The sequence below is a fragment of the uncultured Campylobacter sp. genome (genome assembly GCF_938017775.1).
In the GTDB taxonomy this organism is placed as follows: Bacteria; Campylobacterota; Campylobacteria; order Campylobacterales; family Campylobacteraceae; genus Campylobacter_B.
In genome coordinates, this window is sequence record NZ_CALIIU010000008.1 from 1 (window position 1) to 16,893 (window position 16,893).

At 50.3% G+C, this 16,893-nt stretch carries 16 protein-coding genes; 10 read left to right on the forward strand and 6 right to left on the reverse strand.

Features of this window, described 5'->3' with window-relative positions:
- Positions 1-149: sugar transferase (locus Q0537_RS10380; RefSeq protein ID WP_366811093.1), on the reverse strand; the 149-nt coding region annotated here is incomplete at its 3' end.
- 20 nt (positions 150-169) lie between these two features.
- On the opposite strand from Q0537_RS10380, the gene argS reads away from it, so the two are divergent.
- The 4 genes from argS (at position 170) to Q0537_RS00690 (ending at position 5,192) form a co-directional block, all read left to right on the forward strand.
- Complete coding sequence (gene argS, locus Q0537_RS00675; protein ID WP_299224225.1) at positions 170-1,963, forward strand: arginine--tRNA ligase; 1,794 nt, start codon at positions 170-172, stop codon at positions 1,961-1,963.
- Positions 1,964-2,455: 492 nt separating this feature from the next.
- Positions 2,456-3,238, forward strand: coding sequence for a tetratricopeptide repeat protein (locus Q0537_RS00680; RefSeq protein WP_299224228.1), 783 nt, complete (start codon positions 2,456-2,458; stop codon positions 3,236-3,238).
- A 403-nt stretch (positions 3,239-3,641) separates the two neighbouring features.
- Entirely contained in the window at positions 3,642-4,070 is a 429-nt protein-coding gene (locus tag Q0537_RS00685; RefSeq protein WP_299224231.1) for a hypothetical protein, read from the forward strand.
- A 141-nt stretch (positions 4,071-4,211) separates the two neighbouring features.
- Complete coding sequence (locus tag Q0537_RS00690; RefSeq protein WP_299224234.1) at positions 4,212-5,192, forward strand: DUF3137 domain-containing protein; 981 nt, start codon at positions 4,212-4,214, stop codon at positions 5,190-5,192.
- Positions 5,193-5,358: 166 nt separating this feature from the next.
- Here the strand turns inward: Q0537_RS00690 and Q0537_RS00695 are convergent, their stop codons facing one another.
- The 4 genes from Q0537_RS00695 to Q0537_RS00710 all read right to left on the reverse strand — a co-directional run bounded on the left by Q0537_RS00695 (position 5,359) and on the right by Q0537_RS00710 (position 8,573).
- Positions 5,359-5,541, reverse strand: a complete 183-nt coding sequence (locus Q0537_RS00695) for a hypothetical protein (protein WP_299224237.1) — start codon at positions 5,539-5,541, stop codon at positions 5,359-5,361.
- A 213-nt stretch (positions 5,542-5,754) separates the two neighbouring features.
- The gene (locus Q0537_RS00700; RefSeq protein ID WP_299224240.1) at positions 5,755-6,684 is read right to left on the reverse strand and encodes a DUF4299 family protein; all 930 of its coding nucleotides are present in this window, start codon (positions 6,682-6,684) and stop codon (positions 5,755-5,757) included.
- 144 nt (positions 6,685-6,828) lie between these two features.
- Positions 6,829-7,638, reverse strand: a complete 810-nt coding sequence (locus tag Q0537_RS00705; protein ID WP_299224244.1) for an SMI1/KNR4 family protein — start codon at positions 7,636-7,638, stop codon at positions 6,829-6,831.
- 329 nt (positions 7,639-7,967) lie between these two features.
- Entirely contained in the window at positions 7,968-8,573 is a 606-nt protein-coding gene (locus Q0537_RS00710; RefSeq protein WP_366811095.1) for a DUF1963 domain-containing protein, read from the reverse strand.
- Positions 8,574-8,861: 288 nt separating this feature from the next.
- On the opposite strand from Q0537_RS00710, the gene Q0537_RS00715 reads away from it, so the two are divergent.
- Complete coding sequence (locus Q0537_RS00715) at positions 8,862-9,134, forward strand: hypothetical protein (protein ID WP_299224247.1); 273 nt, start codon at positions 8,862-8,864, stop codon at positions 9,132-9,134.
- Between the two features lie 28 nt (positions 9,135-9,162).
- Positions 9,163-10,929: a DUF4209 domain-containing protein gene (locus tag Q0537_RS00720; RefSeq protein ID WP_299224250.1), complete on the forward strand. Its 1,767-nt coding sequence runs from the start codon at positions 9,163-9,165 to the stop codon at positions 10,927-10,929.
- Between the two features lie 415 nt (positions 10,930-11,344).
- Here the strand turns inward: Q0537_RS00720 and proC are convergent, their stop codons facing one another.
- Positions 11,345-12,334, reverse strand: coding sequence for a pyrroline-5-carboxylate reductase (proC, locus tag Q0537_RS00725; RefSeq protein WP_299224253.1), 990 nt, complete (start codon positions 12,332-12,334; stop codon positions 11,345-11,347).
- A 138-nt stretch (positions 12,335-12,472) separates the two neighbouring features.
- Between proC and ilvC the strand changes: the two genes are divergently transcribed.
- From ilvC to ruvX, 4 genes are all read left to right on the forward strand, one after another.
- Positions 12,473-13,495 (forward strand): ketol-acid reductoisomerase, encoded by a 1,023-nt coding sequence (gene ilvC / locus Q0537_RS00730; RefSeq protein ID WP_299224256.1) that lies wholly within the window; start codon positions 12,473-12,475, stop codon positions 13,493-13,495.
- A 13-nt stretch (positions 13,496-13,508) separates the two neighbouring features.
- The gene (locus Q0537_RS00735) at positions 13,509-14,699 is read left to right on the forward strand and encodes a divergent polysaccharide deacetylase family protein (protein ID WP_299224259.1); all 1,191 of its coding nucleotides are present in this window, start codon (positions 13,509-13,511) and stop codon (positions 14,697-14,699) included.
- The gene (locus Q0537_RS00740; protein ID WP_299224262.1) at positions 14,683-15,471 is read left to right on the forward strand and encodes a DNA-processing protein DprA; all 789 of its coding nucleotides are present in this window, start codon (positions 14,683-14,685) and stop codon (positions 15,469-15,471) included. The genes Q0537_RS00735 and Q0537_RS00740 overlap by 17 nt, the downstream gene beginning before the upstream one ends.
- A gap of 828 nt (positions 15,472-16,299) precedes the next feature.
- On the forward strand, positions 16,300-16,692 hold the full coding sequence (gene ruvX, locus Q0537_RS00745) for a Holliday junction resolvase RuvX (RefSeq protein ID WP_299224265.1): 393 nt from the start codon (positions 16,300-16,302) through the stop codon (positions 16,690-16,692).
- Positions 16,693-16,893: the final 201 nt, after the last annotated feature.

Here is a 16,893-nt window from a genome sequence, read left to right on the forward strand (position 1 = left end):
CCCTTATAGCCGATACGCTCCTGGCGGTAGATGACATCCCCCTTAGAGTCTTCCCACTTGATGAGCAGGGCGATCAGAGCGATCAGGGGGGAGAAGAAGATCAGCGAAACCAAGGCTAAGGTAAAGTCAAAGGCGCCGAAATCAGCGATACTAAAAAGGCGTAAGGGATTTGAAAAATTTAGTCTTAAATGAAATTTTTAAAATTTTATCTCGCAAAGTCGTTTTGGAAAAACCCAAAGATAAAAGCTTGGCTCATTACGCCTCGCCCGAGGCTTTCGCGCTGGCTAAGGAGCTGCGAAAGGCGCCTAGGCTCATCGCTGAGGAGCTTGCGGTTAAATTTAAAGATAGCGAAATTCTAAGCGCCACGGCGGTGAACGGCTATCTAAATTTTCACCTAAAGCCCGCTGTGTTGGGTGCTCTTGCCGAAAATGCTCTTAGATTGGGCGGCGATTTTGCGAAAAACGACGCGAAGCTCGGAGACGGAATTTTACCGGCTTCGGAAAAGCTTTGCGTGGGCGAGCCTGCTAGCAAAGGCTCCGCTACGAATTTGGCTGCGAGCGGTAACGACGCTGCCAAATCGCAGAATTCCGACACGCAAAATTTTATTTCGCAGAATTCTGCAGAGGCGTCAAATTCCGTTGCTGTGCCAAAATGCGATGAGGCGCGGAATTCCGCCGCTATGCCGCAAAAAATTTTGCTTGAATATATCAGCGCCAATCCGACAGGTCCGCTTCATATCGGGCACGTGCGCGGCGCCGTTTACGGCGATACGTTTGCGCGCATCGGAGGCTATCTTGGGCACTGCGTCGATACGGAGTACTACATCAACGACGCGGGCAATCAGATCGAGCTTTTGGGCACTTCGATCGCGCTTCGTGCGCGCGAGCTTGCGGGCGAGGACGTAAGCTACCCCGAGAAATACTACCGCGGCGAGTATATCGACGAGATTATCCCTCTTGCGCGCGCCCAATTCGGCGATGAAATTTTCCGCGACGAATCGCGCGTTTTGATCCTTGCGGAGTTTGCTAAGGACGAAGTGCTAAAGATCATCCAAAAAGATCTCGCAGACGCGGGCATTCATATCCAAAACTGGGCTAGCGAAAAGAGCCTCTACGGCGAGCTTGAGCCTACGATTAAGAAGCTTGAGCGCAGCGGCAAGATGTATGAGCAGGAGGGCAAAATTTGGATCCGCTCATCGCAGCTCGGCGACGAAAAGGATCGCGTCGTCATCCGCGAGGATGCCCGCCCGACCTATCTTGCGGGCGACATCGTCTATCACAACAACAAATTTGAGCGCGGATATGAGCACTGCATCAACATCTGGGGCGCCGATCACCACGGCTACATCGCGCGCCTAAAGGCCGCCGTGCATTTTCTGGGCTATGACGAAAGCAGGCTCGAGATCATCCTAATGCAGATGGTAAATTTGCTTAAAGACGGGCAGACCTACAAGATGAGCAAGCGCGCAGGCAACGCGATCTTGATGAGCGACGTGCTCGCCGCGATCGGCAGGGACGCGATGCGATTTATCTTTATCAGCAAAAAGGGCGAGACGCCGCTTGAGTTCGACGTGGATGAGCTCGCGCGCGAAGACAGCAGCAATCCGATCTTTTACATCAACTACGCCCACGCGCGGGTCAATCAAATTTTTACCAAAGCGGGCAAGCGCGAGGCGGACGTCCTAGGTGCGGACTTCGGCGCGCTGGATGAAGCGGGGCTCGGCCTAGCTTTTGCGGCGCTTGGCTTGAATGAAATTTTAAACGACGCTTTTAATTCGCGCGGCTTGCAGAAGCTACCAGATTTCCTAAAGGCGCTCGCGGCGGACTTTCACAAATACTACAACGAAAACCGCGTCGTAGGCAGCGAGAACGAGGATGCGAAGCTCAAGCTGTTCGCACTCGTGGCGCTTAGTATTCGCACGGCGTTTGCCCTGATGGGCCTAAGCGCGAAAGAGAAGATGTAGCCGCACAGGCTACATCCGCGCCGATAGCCTAAATCTCACGAACGAAATTTTATGATTTAAATACAAGGCGAAATTTTACGGCGGGATTTCTGCTGCGAAATTTTATGTTTTGCTTTTCACTTCCCGCCTTGCCGCAAAATTTTGCGGCGGAATTTGGGATGAAATTTTATCGTGAAATTTGATTTAAAATTCTATCGCTATGAAATTTTAAAGCTAGTTCTAAATTTATAGCTCGTAGAATTTCAACTTTAGAATTTTACGGGCACTTTAGCGGTATTGCTGTGGCGCCGGGCGCGGTTCTTAAAATTTAAAATTTGGCTGCAAATTTACAGCTTGCGGGTTTTTAAAAATTTTGCGACGCGGAAGCCCTGGGTAAATTTTAAAACAGAGCTTTAAGGTGGCAAAATTTTATCCGCAAAATTTACTCGGGCGGGATTTGCCTGCAAGACCGCTCCTTAAGCCCCGCGGCGCATCGCCGCAAAAAGGATAGATATGAGAAAGATCATCGACATAACGGCGCTTTCCATCGCCGTTTGCATCTTGATTATGGTGCTTTTTTTGCCGTCGCCAGTTTTATCATTTAAATGCTACCGCGGCGATAGCGTGGGCTGCGCACAGCTGGGGCGCGACAAGCTCTCCCGCGGAGATTACGAAGGCGCCAAGCCCGCTCTTGCTAAGGCTTGCGAGGCGGGTGAGAAAGATAGCTGCTTTGATTTGGGAGCCCTATACGACGGCGAGGGCAATGCGACGCAGGCAGGCGTATTTTATGACGCAGCGTGCGATAAAAACGTCGCCGTAGCCTGCCACAAGCTAGGCAACCTATATCAGCGAGGGCGCCTGAGTAGGGACTTCGTTGCCGCCGCGCAGCGCTACGCTAGGGCTTGCGATTTGGGCTATGCCAAAAGCTGCCACAATGCGGGCGTGGTCTATTTCACGGGCGGTTTTGGGCTCGCGGCGGATCCGGCAAAGGCGGTGAGCTTTTTCGAGCGAGGCTGTGACGGCGGGCTAGTGGATAGCTGCTATAATGCCGGCGTTGCGTATGATAAGGGTCTCGGCGCACCGCAGGATCGCGACCAGGCGGAGAAGCTTTACACCAAATCCTGCGAGCTGGGCTACGGCGATGCCTGCAATAATTTAGGCTATTTGTATGTGAGCAAGGGGGATCTGCGCGGATTTTCCAAGGGGCTTGGATGGGTCAAAAAGGGCTGCGACGCGGGCAATAAAAAATCCTGCCAGCTCTACGAATTCATGAAAAACGAAATTTTAAAGAAGTAGGCGCTTGGTAGCCCGGCGCACATTTGCCGATTTGCACTGCCTGCCGTGCACGCCGCCTGTTTTGTATTGCTCGCCGTCCGCCGTATGTCGTATGGCGTCCGTCGTGCGCTGTCTGCCTTGCGCCGCCTATTTGCACTGCTCGTTGCGCGGTATTGGCTTTTTGCGGCGGCTTGCTTGCGATACTACCGCGGCGGATTTGTGAGCTTTTGCGGCGTGCGGAATTTTACTTGGAATTCTATTGCTATAAAATTTTTAAGGCTTAGTTCTAAATTTGCTGCCCACAGAGGTTCAACTTTAAAATTTTACGGGCGGCGCTGCGAGCAAGGCATAAATTTTGATTTTAAAATTTTACGGCGCGGAATTTAGCGCGGAAGCAAAGCGCGAAGCTGTTTGAGGAGACAAATTGGAATATGAAATCACGGGCGAGGTTCAAAATCTCCGCGTCCACGCTGCAAGAGGAAATAGCAAAATTTGGGTATTTTTCGAGATAGACGGCGTGAAGCTGCGCGGCGAGTTTAACGATATCCCCGTAGAGGAGGGCGAGCCTGCGCGCGCATATTTCATCCGCGGAGGATATGCGGGCAGCTACGTGATCACTCGAGTTCAGGTGGTGCGCAAACCAAGCCCTTTGCGCCGCAAGCTGGGGATCGCGACCGCCGTGTGCACGCTTGGCTTCGGCGCGGCGCTGTGGATTGTAGGCTTTGGGATTTTAAACGTCGGCGGGAGGGGCTCGCTAATTAATTTTGTCTGTGTTGCCGCCGCAGGATTTGGGGTGCTAAAAGAGGGCGCGGGCAATCTGAGAGCGTGGCTGAATCAACGCACGTCCGAGTAGATCGCCGCCGCGGCGTAAATTTCATAAATTTAATCCACCGAATAAAATTTACTCGCGCCGCCGTATCTTTGCGGCGTAAATTTTGCTAAAATTCGCTCCGAGCGCGAAATCCGCTGCGTAAATTTAGAAAAAGGTAAAATTTTGAATATAAACGAAGCGATAGTCGCCACTGCCAAAAAGCAAAAAGAGTGCCGGCTGGCATTTGTAAAGTATCTGTTTTTGGGAATTTTATTTATAATAGCACTGCCCGTGGGCGGCGGATTTGCCGTAGGACATCTTTTTGAAAATCGCCTTGCACCGCTATTTTTCATCATTATCTATATTCCGTTTTTTCAAGCCGCGCTAATGGCTAACGCAAGCCGAGTGACCAGCGAGCTGGGGGATTACAAAGCGTTTTATAAAGACGTTTTCGTTCGCGCCGCTATTCGGGGCACAGATCCAAATTTTAGCTACGATCCGAATGCCGGCATCAGCCGTAAAGAATTTCGCAAAATTGGCATCTATTCGCCAGGTGAGTTTCGCGCCGAAGATCAAATCAGCGGCATTTATAAAGACGTCAAATTTAACCTCAGCGAAGCGATCCGCATCCCAAACGGCGCGACGCTGGAGCTAAGCGACTCAGCGGCGCTAAATTTGCTCTCCGCGATAATTTTTGCATGGGAGGCCATGAAGGATATGCAAGCCTTTAGCGGCTCGGTTTTGGTCTGCGAGTTTTACAAGAAATTTAGCGGGCAAACGATAGTCGCGAGTCGCACGTTAAATACTAAATTTATAGGCAAAAAAGAACAGATGGACGACGTGTTTTTTAGTAAAGAATTTCGAGTTTTTGCGGACGATAAGGTTGAGGCGAGGTATCTTTTGACGCCCGCATTTATGGAGCGTCTGCGAGAGCTAAAGGAAAAATTTGCGGGGAAAATGGGGGTGAGCGCGGCGTTTATGGACGATAAATTTTATCTATTTTTAAACGGAGCGAAAAATAAGTTTGAAACAACGCTCTTTTCGCTGCCGCCGAGCTTAGAGGACGCCGCTGAGATCAAAAATGAAATTTCAGAGTTTTTATCTATCATAGATAAGCTAAATTTAAACCCGGATTTAAGCGGGGCAGCGATTTTGGCTGATTAATGCGCGCCGCTATTTATCGGCTAAAATTTACTTGCGTTGCAGCTGGTCGCCGTTATTCTCCGCTGCCGACCGAGATGTGTTACGGCTCGGATCGCTCATTTTCGCTACCGGCCGGGGCGCGCTTAAGTAGCTCCTGTTCGCGAGCGAATAATTTGTAAAATTTCTCCTAGTCGTGCAGATAGACGAGCCTGCGCTCTTTGCCGCTTTCGTCTATATAGATGCCTTGCGTCGAGCATAGGCTCATCTTTTGCCAGTAGTCGAAAAACGGCAGCGCCTCGATATCATCTTGCAGCACGCCTCGCATCATGCCGTTATCGTAAATTTTTAGATCGTAGCAGGTCTTTTTCATTTTAACCTTTCTAAATTTTACCGCGACGGAATTTTATCGTGGTGGAATTCTTAAATTTGCATTGCGATAAAATTCCGTCTTTTAGAATTTTGCCCGCCGCAAAATTTACCGCAAATTCCGCGACTTTGGATTTGCAGCGTTAAGCCTCGATGGCTTTAAATTTTGCAGCGCTAACCCTTGATGAGCTCTGCAGAATTTCACCGCAAGTAAAATTTAGCCCGCCAGCGCCTTTAGCTGATTGACGTTTAGCCCGTCAACCAAAATATAGCTCGCATCGATGAGGCGGTAGTTTTGCTTCGGCAGCCGCGCGATAAACTCGCCGTATTCCAGCTCGGCGATGTCGCGGTAGTTACCGGCGTCGTTTTCGTCGCCCTCTATGCCTATGAGCGCGATCTGCCAGCGCGCGACGTCGCTATTTTTTAGCATCTCCGCGTTTTGCCACTCCACAAGCGGCTTGTAGGGCAGGATAGTGGGCAGGTCCTGCGTGAGCGCGTATGAGCCCATTATCGTGCCGTCATCTCCATTTCGGTAAAACCTCTGGTGCGCGCTGTAAGCGTCAAGATATTGCACCTCGGTTAGCCGCTTGCTAAACTCGGCGGCGGGGTTATACGAGGCTAAAATTTCATCCATCATCGCGCGGTTTATCGCAAAAGGCCTCTGAACCCCGTAGCAAAAATTTACCTCCGTATCGCCGCTTAAGTGTTGATCTATCGAATGTAGCCCCGCCGCTATATCGCGCTCGTAGTCGAATTGCTCTATCCTGTCGTGAGCGTAAATTTCGCCGTTTTCATCCGCGATCTCGCCCCCCAGCTGCTTAGATAGCGCCTGCAGATATGAGATCGCCAAAACCCAATCAAAGATCGTCGCGGGCGTATTTACGCGCACGGCGTAGCTTAGCCGCTCCTCGTCATATCTTAGCTCCATTCCGCGCCCGCTCTTGTTCTGCACGCCCAAAATCAAGCACTCCTGCTCGCTCAAAGGCGATTTTAAAAACGCCCTCTCGTCAAAGCCCTCGGCGCTCTCATCTATGTCAAATACCGATAGATTGGGCAGGAGCTCCAATGCCTTGCTAACGCTCATAGCGTCCGAATACCCCATAAATAGCGGTCGCTTTTTGTTTTTGACGCGGAATTCTACGCTCATCGTTTTCTCCTTTGTTAAATTGGCAAAATTATAGCGAAATTTTACCCGCCGCAGCGGGCTAAATTTGCGCTCGCAAGCCCGCATCGCTGGTTGCACAAATGCGCGCCGCAGCCCGCACAAAACTACACTCCCAATCGCGAAAGCCTACGCGCCGACCGCCTCTTTTAGGCTCTGTGCGCACAAGCCCGCATCCTTAAGCTTGCGCAAAATTTCACCCATCAGCTCCTCTTTGAAAACGTCCAGTATCATCGCGCCGGCGTCCAGCTCAGCATAGCGCAGGGCGGGTTCGCTGAAGTTTTTAAGCTCTTTAAACCGCCGCTCGCCCCGCCTGGCAAATCCGAGCCGAACTTCGTTCGGGCTAAGGCTCAGCATGCCGCCGTCGCGAGCGAAATTATACACGCTAAAGCCGTAAAGCTGCGGATCGGCGGCTCTTGCGCGCACGCTCAAAATTTCCTCCAGCCGCGCCTTTGTGCCATTTAGATCGAGCCCTGTTTGCAGCGCGATTTTGCCGCCCGTGTCGAGCCGCAAAAGCGTCAAAAACGAAGCAAAATCCTGCGCGATGATGCTTTGCTCATCGCATTCGACGTCGATGTAGGCGACCGCAGGCTGTTCGCTCGTGCGGTAGTCCAGGCACAGGTACCAGTGGCCGTCGCCGCTGAAGGGCACCAGCCCGTCAAGCTCGAAGCTCACGCACTCGCGCTCTTCGCCCCAGCTAAAGCGTGTAAGCGACGGATACGCCTCGCCGATACCGCTGACGGCGTCTAGCGGGTAGCCCTCTAGCTCGTAGCGTAGGTAGCCGCCGTTTTGTACGCCCAGCATTATGGCGAACTCGCGCGGCAGAGCGTGTTCTAGCTCCTCTTCCGCGGCCCTCAGCGCCTCGGGCGTGAGCGGATCTTGTAGATAGGGCAGGTAGATCGGCCTGCGCCAGATGTTTGCAAGCTGGTTTGCGTTCATTTTCGCTCCTTTAAATTTGCGGATTAAAATTTCAAGCTCAGGCTTAAATTTCAAGCTCGAAGCCGAAATCTCGGGCTATAAAATTTTAAAATTTTGCGGCGCCGAATTTTTCACGGCCCGCTCGCTGTATTCGGCGCGTCTGCAACTATTCGGCTCGTCTTTCGGCAGTTTAAATTTAATCTAGATCGGAGCGCGCCGCCGTTTAAATTTAATCTGCACCGAGCGGGCTCAAAGCCGCACGCCGATAAAATTTCATCGTAAATTTATGCGGCCTGAGCATCTATTTAAAGCGGCGGAATTTTGCGGGCGAACTAAAGCCTTTCGCGCGCCTAATCGAAATCATAATACAGGCTCCACGCGCCGCTTTGCGGGTTTTTAGCAAACATCAAGCTGCCGCCGTCTATGACGTTAAAGCCCGCCTTTTCGTCTGAAGAGACCTGAAAAACGAACTGATAGCCATCGCCGAAGCTCACTCCCGACTGGCAAAAGTAGGGGTAGCCGCCGAATTTCGTGCAGTTATAAAACTCCAAGGCGATGTCGTCGTAATACTCGAGCCCCTCTGTCTCCTCAAGACGCAAAATTTCATCTATGGCGTCCGCATCCAGCCCACCGCCGTCCCAGCTCGCGACGTCGTCCGCGGCAAATTTTGGCTGCAAAGGAAAGGGTCTTATCTGCGAGCGAGGATTTGCAAGCTCCTTTATGACGAGCTCAGCCTCGTTTTTATACTCGCGGACCTTCCACAGGCCGTCCATATTCTCAGGGGATTTGCCGATGAAATCCTGCGAGATGAAGACCGTAAGCAGCTTGACGCCGTCCAAGACCTGCGGCACGTAGGGCAGCGTGGGCAGGTAAAACTGTGCCAGAGGGAGCATCTGCGCGCCGTTTTGATCCGTCGGCAGCTCCTCATCCGCCGCGCAGGCAAGCGCGCGGCCGATCCAGCATCATCGATCGCGCCTCGCGGCCTCACTCCGCCCGTCTGAAAATAGGTGATTTCGCGAGCGATCTTGCGCTGCAGCTCCTTAATCTTTTCTTGCAGATCCGTTTGCATTTGCGTCCTTTTCGGTTGGAATTTTAGCGCTTTTGTGAAATTATAGCGTAAATTTTACCCGCCGCCGCGAGCTAAATTTGCAGCGTAAAGAGTTGCGAAAAGTAAGCTTAAAGCTTTTTGGGAGTAAAATTTAAACAGACCCATGTAGGCGGTAAATTTAATCAAAGGAGCGAAAATGACGAAAGATCAGTGCTGCGTTTTAAAGCATTTGACGGCGGGCGAGACGGGCGGTTTTGAGAAAACGGGCGAGATGAATGACGGCGAGTTTTTGGACGCGCTTATCGCAAAAGGGCTCGTGCGGGTGCTTGATTGGGCGGGCGAGGATAGCACGGGCGATGTGGGTAAATTTATCAGCTCTAGGCTTGATGCGCTGCAAAGCGGCGTGGCTCTAGAGTGCGATAAAATTTATGCCAAGCTTACTTTTAATGCGAGGCCTTTAGAATTTTAGCTTATTAATGAGCGTGGAGGGAAAAAATTTGATCAAAGAAATACAGCAAGCAACGATAACCAAAGATGATTTTTTGGGTATAAATTTGGACGAAATATTAAAAGGTACAAAATATTTTGACGATTACAGTTCTAAATTCGCGGACTTGTGTGAGGAAAATTTTAGAAATGGAAATTTAAAAGCTAGCAAAGTGTTTTATTTACTAAGAAATGCTTGCTCTATGGCTTTAAAACCTGGAAGCTTAAACGAGCCGTATGAAGCGGGATGCATCCGGGGCAATAGCAGATCGGCGATACTAGAGGATTTTACCGAGCGGGATTTGGAATTTTTCGAGAGTATTTTGGATGAAATAACCGATTGCAGGCTAAAATCAAGGATAGCAGATATTTTATGGATTTTAAAAATTCCCAAAAATATAAAATTTTTAGAGATCGCCGTAAATGAATACTCGAAAATATCTCTAGAGCCAAAGTCGCTAAACCAATTTAATATAGATGCGTTTGAAAGGGCTATAAGGCTATCGCGATTATCTAAAATCACAAAAAATCAATACGCCGAAATACTAAATAAAATTTTAGAATGCTTTAATAGGGCGGAATCGACCGATCAATACTACTGCTTAAGGATGTCGCATTTATTGGATATCGCGGAGTTGAACAAAAAACTGCAACTAAGCGTAGCTGAAAAATTAGAAAATTTTGCCGACACCTTTGCAAAAGAGAATAAATTTATGGCAGCAATCGACTATTATCAAGAGTCGCAAAAATGGTATAAGAAGCTCAAAAATAGCCGTAAAATAGCCGAAATCGCACTTAAAATAGCTAATATCTTAATAGAAAAAGCAAAAGAAAGCGGTGCTATATCGTCAAAAATAGACCTAGAGCAAGCACTAAAAGAGCTCAGAAGTATTCCTGCAAAAGATAGAAATGAGCTCGGAATCGATCAAAAAATAGATGAGATACGCAAGCTGATAGAGCAAAATAACCAAGATATTATAAGCGAAATGAGTTTGATTGCTACTGATAAGATCGATATTTCACGCTACAAAAACGATGCAAAGCTAGCAGTAAAAGGCAAGCGATTATCTGAAGCGGTATCATGCCTAGCCAATATCACAGCAAATCCGCTATATGAAGATATCAAAAAATCATCCGAGAACCTTCTAAAGAAATCTCTGATTTCAAATTTTATTACTCAAATTTACGTAGATGCCGACGGAAGGAAGCTACAACAAATAATGACAAAAGATGATCGATTAAAACATGAAATGTACCATCAATACTATATACATGTCGAGTTGGCGGTAGACAGCAGTATATTGCCAGCATTTTGGCAAATTTTAAAGGAGCATAGAGTGTCTATGCGTTTCATTTATGATATTTGCAGAAACTCTAGCGTAGTTCCGGTTGATAGGGTAGATATCTGGGCGCAAGGCTTATATTACGGCTTTGATAGAGACTTTTTGGTTTCAAGTCATTTGTTGATACCTCAAATAGAGCATTTGGCGAGAATTTTATTGCGACAAGAAAAAATCCCTACGACTACTATCGATGAAAACGGCGTAGAATCTGAAAAAAGCATAAATTCGCTTTTGCAAGAACCAAAAATATATGAATTGCTCGGGAGAGATTTGACGGAAGAGCTAAAATTTTTACTAACGGAGCCGATGGGGCTAAACTATAGAAATAAAATATGTCACGGACTGGTCAGCGAATCTCCAAATAGTGCCGATATTTATATTTGGTGGCTTTGCCTTAAGCTAGTAGTTAATAATTGTGTTTTGTATACAATATAACTCCAATCTAGAAAATTTTTTTGAGTGATTTTATTAAGATAGTGCGTTTTATTTATATTTGCATTTTTTCAAATGAGTTTGATTTTAATGGTTGTGGACGTAGGCTCGCGCCGCTAAAAATCAAAATTTCGCCTTGCTTGCGAGCGCTAAATTTACAATCTCTAAATTTAAAATTTTAAGCGTAAATTTTGATCTAAAATTTCTAAAGTCGCTAAATTTTAAAATTTAAATGCAATGCGAGCTTGCCGGCTCGCTTATCATAAGGCTCGCAAATTCTGCCGCAATCGAAGCGACGAACTCATTCGATAAGGATAAGACAAAATTTTAGCTAGCGCGCCCGCACAGAATTCCGATATTAGCGCGATCGCGAAAGCGCTATGTTTGAAATCCGAAACCGACGAGGCGAGACGAAAGGCTAGCTGCGAGCTTTGGCGATGCACGCCTCGATCGCCGCCATCACCGCTGCGCGGAAGCCCGCCGCCTCCAGTGCCGCGAGCCCCTCTATCGTCGTGCCCGCAGGCGAGCAGACCGCGTCTTTGAGCTCCGATGGGCGCCTGCCGCTTTGTAGCAGACGCGCCGTGCCCTCTACCGCCACCGCTACCGCGTCGTAGCACAGCGCCCGCGGTAGTCCGCCCCGCACGCCCGCATCCGCCGCAGCCTCGATAAAGGCGCACACATACGCAGGCAGACTCCCTGCGATCCCCGTAAATGCAGCAAAGCCGGCCTCGTCTATCTCGTAGAATTTGCCGATTTTGGCGGCTAGAGCTCGCACGATCTCCCGACTAGCCTCGTCAAAATACTCGCCGTAGCACAGCGCCGTAGCCGATGCGCCGATGCCCGCGGCGACGTTTGGCATCGCGCGAGCCACGAAAACGTCCGCACCCACGATATTTTGGGCGCACTCCAGCTTGAAATTCGGCGCCAAAAGAAGCAGGATTTTGCCCGCGAGCTCAGGCGCGATCAGGCGCAAAATCCCCTCGTAGCTGGCGGGCTTGGTCGCGAGCACGATAATATCCGCAGTGTGCGCCAGCTGCGTCTCGCCTTGTAAAATTTGCACGCCGTAGCGCTTGCGCAAAAATTCGTTTTTGCTTCTGGCATAAGCTAGGACTTGAAGCTTCGTATCTGAGGCGGGCTGCGCGCAGGCGGAATCACGCTCGTGGCTCGTAAAATCCTGCTCGGAGGTGGGCTGCGCGCAGGCGAAGTCGCGCTCGCGGCTCGTAAAATTCTGCTCTAAATTTGCGGAATTCTGCCCACAAGCGGTAAAGCTTTGAGCATCGGAAATAAAATTCCGCTCGCCGCGCGCGGAATTTTCTCCGCCCGCCGCGCAATCTTGCCCGCCAGCTCTGCAAAGTGCGGCGATCATCGCCTCGCCCATATTTCCGCCGCCGATAAATCCCACTTTCATTTTCGCTCCTTTTAAAGCTAAATTATGCCTCAATGATAGCTCAAAATTTCTTTATCCGCCCTTGCAGCGCGCGGTTTATCTACGTAAAAGCAAATTTTAGCTACAATCTCGCCTAAATTTTTAAAAAAAGGATGCGTTATGGCAATAAATGTTTTTTACGACAAAGATTGCGATTTGGGTTTGATTAAGGCTAAAAAGGTCGCTATGATCGGCTTTGGCTCGCAGGGACACGCTCACGCCGAAAATTTGCGCGATAGCGGCGTAGAGGTTATCGTGGGTCTTAAAAAGGGCGGCGCGAGCTGGAGCAAGGCTGAGGCAAAGGGCTTTAAAGTAATGAGCGTCGGCGAAGCTACGAAGGCCGCGGATCTTGTGATGATCCTAACGCCTGATGAGTTTCAAAGCGACATTTTCAAAGCGGAGATCGAGCCAAATTTAAGCGAGGGCAACGCGATCGCGTTCGCGCACGGCTTTAATATCCACTTCGGACAGATCGTCCCTCCAAAGGGCATCGATTGCATTATGATCGCTCCGAAAGCCCCGGGCCACACCGTCCGCAACGAGTTTGTAAGCGGCGGCGGCGTGCCGATGCTGATCGCCGTTTCGCAAAACGAAAGCGGCAGAGCCAAAGAGCTTGCTCTAAGCTACGCAAGTGCGATCGGCGGCGGCCGCACCGGCATCATCGAAACGACTTTTAAAGCAGAGACCGAGACCGATCTTTTCGGCGAGCAGGCTGTACTTTGCGGCGGACTTTGCGCGCTCATCAACGCGGGATTTGAGACCCTCGTAGAGGCTGGATATGAGCCCGAGATGGCGTATTTTGAGTGCCAGCACGAGATGAAGCTGATCGTGGATCTCATCTATCAAGGCGGTATGGCCGATATGCGCTACTCAATCTCAAACACCGCAGAATACGGCGATTACGTAAGCGGCAACCGCGTCGTAAACGAAAGCAGCAAAGCGGCGATGAAAGAGGTGCTAAAAGAGATCCAAAACGGTAAATTTGCAAAAGACTTCATCCTCGAGCGCAAGGCGGGCTACGTGCGAATGAACGCCGAGCGCAATATCACGGCAAACAGCTTGCTTACCAAAACCGGCGATAAGCTTCGCGCGATGATGCCGTGGATTGCCAAGGGCAAGCTCGTAAATAAAGATAAAAACTGATTTCGGCTGAGCTTTGGCTAGTAGAAATTCACGCGGGCGCCGCAAAAAGCGCCCGATCAACTACATAACGATCGCCTTTGTCGTAATCTTATGCTTTTTAAGCGGCGCGATTACTTACGCGGTTTTGGATCTCGTATTTTCGGGCAATAAAGCCGCGTTGCAGCAAAGCTCGCGCAAACAAACTCCCGAGAGCCCTTCCGATTCTCGCGGTAAAAAGCCGCGTTTAAGCGCTGCGCAGAAGGAGGCATTGATTCAAAAGGAGCTTGATAAGATCGCCGAGCAAAACGTAACTACGCCTAAGATGAGCATCGAGCCTGCGCGGCGGAATTCCGTAGGAGAAAATTCTGCAAACGGCAATTTGCAAAATTCCGAAAATTCTATGGTTTTTGCAAATTCCGCCGCCTTAAATTCGGCAAGCGGCGGACCTGACGTAAATTTTACCGCAGTAAATTCTGCGCCAGAGAATTTCATAAATTCTACCGCGCAAAGCCACGTTTCGGGCAACGCGGACGATCTTTCTAAATCGCCGCGCAAAGCACTGCCTGCAGGCTCTCGCGCAAAGCTAGCGATCATCATCGACGACGTAGGCACCGACGAGCAGGCGCAAAAGCTCATTGCTCTGCCCGTGCGCGTGACGCCGTCCATCTTCCCGCCCGAGTATCAGCGGAAGGACACGCGCTCGCTCGCTCGCGGCTTTGAGCATTACGCGATCCACCTGCCGATGGAGGCGAGCTCCGCTAAAAATAACTCCGCGACGCTGCGAGCTTCGGATAATTACGAGAAGCTAAACGGCGTCATAGCGAAGCTGCGCGCGGACTTTCCAAATGCTAAATTTATAAACAACCACACCGGTTCTAAATTTACCTCCGACGAGCGCGCGATGCAAAATCTGCTGCGCGCGATGAACGAGCATGGATTTTTATTTATTGATTCGCGCACAAGCCCCGCTACCAAGGCCAAGGCGGCGATGAAGGGGCTCGGCATGCGATACGTGCATCGCGATGTGTTTTTAGATAATCAAGACAGCGTCGCCGCGGTGCGCAAAAAGCTGCGCGAAGCCGTCGCGCTTGCTAAAAAGCAGGGTTACGCCATCGCTATCGGCCATCCCAAAAGCTCCACTCTGCGCGCGCTTGCAAACAGCGCCGACATCCTAGGCGAGGTCGATTTAGTGTATTTGGACGAAATTTATGAGTACTACGAGTGAGCTCGGTTTTAAAATTCAAAGCCTAGCAAGGCTCGGTGCGAGCGAGCCCGCGCAGCTGTATTTTAGGGGCGAGCCGGCGATGTTACAAAAGCGCCGCATCTCGATAGTGGGCTCGCGCAAAATGAGCGTTTATAGCAAAAATTTGATCCTGCGTCTCGCGCGCGCTTTGAGCGATGCGGACTTTTGCGTCGTAAGCGGCGCGGCGATCGGCTGCGACATAGCCGCGCACGAAGGGGCGTTTCCAAATACGATCGCGGTTTTTGGCAACGGCCTTGATCAAATTTATCCCGCACAAAACGCCGCCATGATCGGCAAAATTTATGAGCGTAGCCTCGCGCTTAGCGAGTATGAGGACGGCGTGAGCGCGCGCGGATTTCAGTTTTTGCAGCGCAACCGCATCGTCGTGGCGCTATCCGAAGCGCTGATCGTCGCTCAGGCAGAGCCTCGCAGCGGCTCGCTACAAAGCGCGCGTCTGGCTCGCGAGATGGGGGTGCCCGTGTACGTGCTGCCGCACCGAATGGACGAGAGCGCGGGCACGAATGATCTGCTCGCAAAATCTCAGGCGCGACTGATCGCGGATTTTGGCGAGTTTGTCGCCTCTTTGGCTCCGCAGACGTCGCAAAACACTGAGCGCGCGCAGGATGAGGTGATGGAATTTTTAGCGCTAAATTCCGATCTGCAAGCGGCGATCGAGCGCTTCGGCGATAAAATTTACGAATACGAGCTTGAAGGCAGGATAGAAATTTTAGGCGCAAAGATCGTGGCAAAGTAGTCGGCGGCGGGCGCTTACTCGCCGTGATTTAATCGGCGCACTCGCCGGTACGGCTTGTTTGCACGGCGCGTAGTCTGCGCAATCGGTGTTTAAATTTAGAAAAAGGCGGCTCGGTAAAATTTTGCTTTTCGCAAGTAGCACTTGAGCTTAAAACAAACCCGCGCGGCCTGTCTGTGTGTCGCTGCTCGCCCCACTTGCGGTAATGATCGGTTTGTGAATGCCTCTCGCGAGCTATAAATTACTTTGTGACGCGGAATTTAAGAGCTAAAATGCGCGAAATTTTCTAAAATAGCGTTTAAATGTTGCCCATCGTGCTAAATTTTTGCGGGTAAATTTGGCTACGAATTTCAGCGCGAGTGTGGTAGGCTAAATTTGCCGCAAGGGAAAATTTTGGTCACGGCGGCAAAATTTTACGAGTTATAAAGCGTAGGGGCTTGTATCTGCTCCGTCGCGTGAGTGCGGGTTTGCTTTAAAATTTTGATTTTGCGTGGGGTGGGTTGGTTGCACGTCCGGCACCTGCACGGCAGGATTTATGCCCGCCGTGAGTTTGGGTGTCGCTTACGTGCAGCTCACGCGGACTCAGTGAGGATGTACTGAGCCGGGCGCGGCGATCGAAATTTTGGAATTTGAAGCTTGTGGCACGCTAAATTTAATAGCTCGCAAGCGGCGCGAGCGAGTGTAATTTATGTCAATTTCGTATAAAATTTCATAAATTCCGCAGCTAAATTCTGCGATGAAATTTAGCTATGAAATTTCGATCGCGGAATTTCAGCGATAGAATTTTGATAGCGAAATTCCGCAAAATTTAATATTAGCAAAGGATAAAATTTGATAGTTGCGATCGATCTTGGGCTTAAACGTATCGGCGTGGCGGCGGCACCGGATGATAAGACGCCGCTTCCGTGCGATCCGATCCTGCGCAAAAACCGTATCCAAGCCGCGCGCGAGCTAAGCGAACTGCTGCGCGAAAAGGGTGCTAGCGTGCTAGTGCTGGGCGTGCCGCGCGGCGGGGCGAGCGAGGATGAGATGAGCAGGCGCATACGCCACTTCGCCTCGCTTCTGGATTTTGACGGCGAGATAAAATTTCAAGACGAGAGCTTTTCGAGCGCCGAAGCGGCGGAGTTTGCGAGTAAATGCGCTAAGGGCGGCGGCAAGGATCCGCGCTTTGATAGTATCGCCGCGACGATAATTTTGCAGAGGTTTTTGGCGAGCAAGGGCTAGGCGTGCGTGCAGCAACGCAATTTGCGCGCAGCGGAATAACGATATAGAAAACCGCCGCCCGCGTCGTTGCAATATCTGCCGTTTGCTCTAGTAGAAGTCGGGCGCGGCGATTAGACTGAGCGTAAGATCGCCCGCGGTTAAATTTGCGGATTGCGAGCAGATTACGCGAGACGGCGAAGTTTGCAAGATAGGCGATATGGA

Coding starts and splice junctions, on each gene's coding strand:
- proC (WP_299224253.1), bottom strand. CDS start 12,334: ATGAAAGTGGGATTTATCGGCGGCGGAAATATGGGCGAGGCGATGATC.
- Q0537_RS00700 (WP_299224240.1), bottom strand. CDS start 6,684: ATGAGCGTAGAATTCCGCGTCAAAAACAAAAAGCGACCGCTATTTATG.
- Q0537_RS00715 (WP_299224247.1), top strand. CDS start 8,862: ATGACGAAAGATCAGTGCTGCGTTTTAAAGCATTTGACGGCGGGCGAG.
- Q0537_RS00705 (WP_299224244.1), bottom strand. CDS start 7,638: ATGAACGCAAACCAGCTTGCAAACATCTGGCGCAGGCCGATCTACCTG.
- Q0537_RS00680 (WP_299224228.1), top strand. CDS start 2,456: ATGAGAAAGATCATCGACATAACGGCGCTTTCCATCGCCGTTTGCATC.
- Q0537_RS00740 (WP_299224262.1), top strand. CDS start 14,683: ATGAGTACTACGAGTGAGCTCGGTTTTAAAATTCAAAGCCTAGCAAGG.
- Q0537_RS00695 (WP_299224237.1), bottom strand. CDS start 5,541: ATGAAAAAGACCTGCTACGATCTAAAAATTTACGATAACGGCATGATG.
- ilvC (WP_299224256.1), top strand. CDS start 12,473: ATGGCAATAAATGTTTTTTACGACAAAGATTGCGATTTGGGTTTGATT.